This window comes from Nocardioides sp. GCM10030259, from assembly GCF_042666375.1.
In the GTDB taxonomy this organism is placed as follows: Bacteria; Actinomycetota; Actinomycetes; order Propionibacteriales; family Nocardioidaceae; genus Nocardioides.
This window is the reverse complement of record NZ_JBHTDF010000025.1, coordinates 860,518-862,521: the sequence shown is the minus strand read 5'-3', so window position 1 is coordinate 862,521 and position 2,004 is coordinate 860,518. Positions and strand designations below refer to the sequence as shown.

The following is a 2,004-nucleotide window of genomic DNA, read 5'->3' as shown; positions in this document are numbered from 1 at the left end:
TGGGCAGCCGCAAGGAGAGCGTCCCGCCGAACGCCTGGACCGAGTCTGGCCGGACACCGGTCCTAGCGGAATCGTCTAACAGGCACCAGTCGGCGCAGCTGAACTACCGGATCTGCCGATGAGCACGTGCGGCGGCCCCGGGGCGTCATGCGGATGGTGGACCCGTCTCCAGTGGACCCGTCTCCACTACCCACATGACGTCCGCGACGGCCGACCAGATCTACCGCGACGAGTGCGCGCTGATGCCGTTTTTGGGTGGGCAGTGAACGCACGGCTCGGCCAGCGGCGGGTGGAGCGGTCCACGACGACGACGAGCAGGGGGCGGGGCCTCGCGACACCTTCCAGGCGGACGCGCGCTAGGTGCGGGTGGCGGTGAAGACGTAGCGGTTCAGGCTGAAGAACCAGTCATCGCCGAGCCCTCGCATCGAGTCCTCCCATGCCTCGACGGTCGTCGCGTCCAAGCCGTTCCGGCCTTTGACGAAGGTGGCAACCAGGCCGAGCAGGATGCCGCTGAAGCTCTGCTCGGGAGTGCCGACGTTCAGCAGTGGCACCACCGACGGGCGATCCACGGCGAAGCCCGCCGCGGTGAGCGCGCGTCGGAGGGTACGCGGCAGGTACGGGTCGGCCAGGTGCTCCCGCCACGCGACCAGCACTCGCGCCATCACCTCCTCGTCGGGCGTCGCCCACACGAGGGAGTCCCAGTCCGTGTCCAGGACCAGGACCCGCCCACCGGGCCGGAGCACGCGGTGGATCTCCGCCAACGCGGCGGGGATGTCGGGCACGTACTCGAGGACCTGGGTCGACACCACCGCGTCGAACGACCCGTCGGTGTACGGGATGGCCTCCGCTCCGGCCAGCTCCAGCTCGACGGCGGCCGCGTCGGTCCCCGGGTCGCGGCGGGCTGCGACCGCGAGCATGTCGGCGCTGAGGTCGATCCCGCAGACCCGTCCTCCCGGCCCGACCACAGCGGCGATCTCGGCGGCCAGGAACCCCGGCCCGACGCCGACGTCGAGCACCCTCTCCCCCGAGCCGAGTGCCAGCGCGGCGATGACCCCGGCGCGCTGCTCGACGATGTCGGGTGTCGTGTAAGCCATCTCGACGCGCCGCACGGCTTCCTCGTCGAACTCCATCATTCCGGTCATGGCTCCTCCTCTGCTGCCAGCCTGAGCCATCCCGCCGACCACTGCCAGCGCGCAACTGAGGCTGTTTCGCGCGCCGGGGGACGCACAGGCTGCACGCCGCGGTGTCGGCGTCCGCTCGTGCCGAGATGTGGGTGGGCGGACTAGTTGCATCCCGTCGCGTGCCGGCGCGGTGCGGGCCCTCCTTTCGACTCATGCGTCGTGCCTGCCGACGGGCTAGGGTCGTTCCATGGGCGCCGTGCTGGTGAACGGTGTGGTCCTTCACGTCGAGGCGCACGGGACCGGGGTGCCGATTCTGGGCATCCACGGCACGGGGAGCTCGGCGAGTCTCTGGGCCCGAGCGGTGCCGGAGCTGGCGGCACGGGGACGAGTGATCCTGTATGACCGCCGAGGCTGCGGTCGAAGTGAGCGTCGCGCCACCGGTTCCAGCGGGGTGCGGAGCCACGCCGACGACGCGGCGGCGCTGGTCGATGCCCTCGATGCCTCGCCCGCCGTCGTGATCGGCCGGAGTTACGGCGGCGAGGTGGCCGTGGATCTCGCGCTGCGGTATCCGGCGCTCGTGCGGTGCCTGGTGCTCCTGGAACCGAGCATGCCGATGCTCTCGCCGGAGAGCAGGGACTGGCTCGAGCGGCTCAGACGTCGACTACCTCCGGGGACCGCCCCGGCGGACGCAGCCGCCCGGCTGATCGAGGCCGCGTTCGGCGAGGGCACTTGGGAGCAACTGCCCGACGAGATGCGCACGCTGTTCGTCGACAACGGCGACGCCATCCTGACCGAGGTCCACGGTGCGTGGACCCAGCCCAGCGCGCCCGAGCTGGCCCAGCTCGACGTGCCGACCCTGCTGCTGAGTGGCGACGACTCCCCG

The 2,004-nt window shown here is 71.2% G+C and carries 2 protein-coding genes; one reads left to right on the top strand and one right to left on the bottom strand.

All coding sequences use genetic code 11. The annotated features are described in order from the left end of the window. Window positions 1-356: 356 nt before the first annotated feature. Window positions 357-1,142 carry a methyltransferase domain-containing protein gene (locus ACFQQI_RS23560; RefSeq protein ID WP_378569041.1) on the bottom strand — a complete coding sequence of 262 codons (786 nt, stop codon included), beginning with the start codon at window positions 1,140-1,142 and terminating at the stop codon, window positions 357-359. A 226-nt stretch (window positions 1,143-1,368) separates the two neighbouring features. On the opposite strand from ACFQQI_RS23560, the gene ACFQQI_RS23555 reads away from it, so the two are divergent. Next, a partial coding sequence (locus ACFQQI_RS23555) for an alpha/beta fold hydrolase (protein ID WP_378569040.1) occupies window positions 1,369-2,004 on the top strand: 636 nt, incomplete at its 3' end.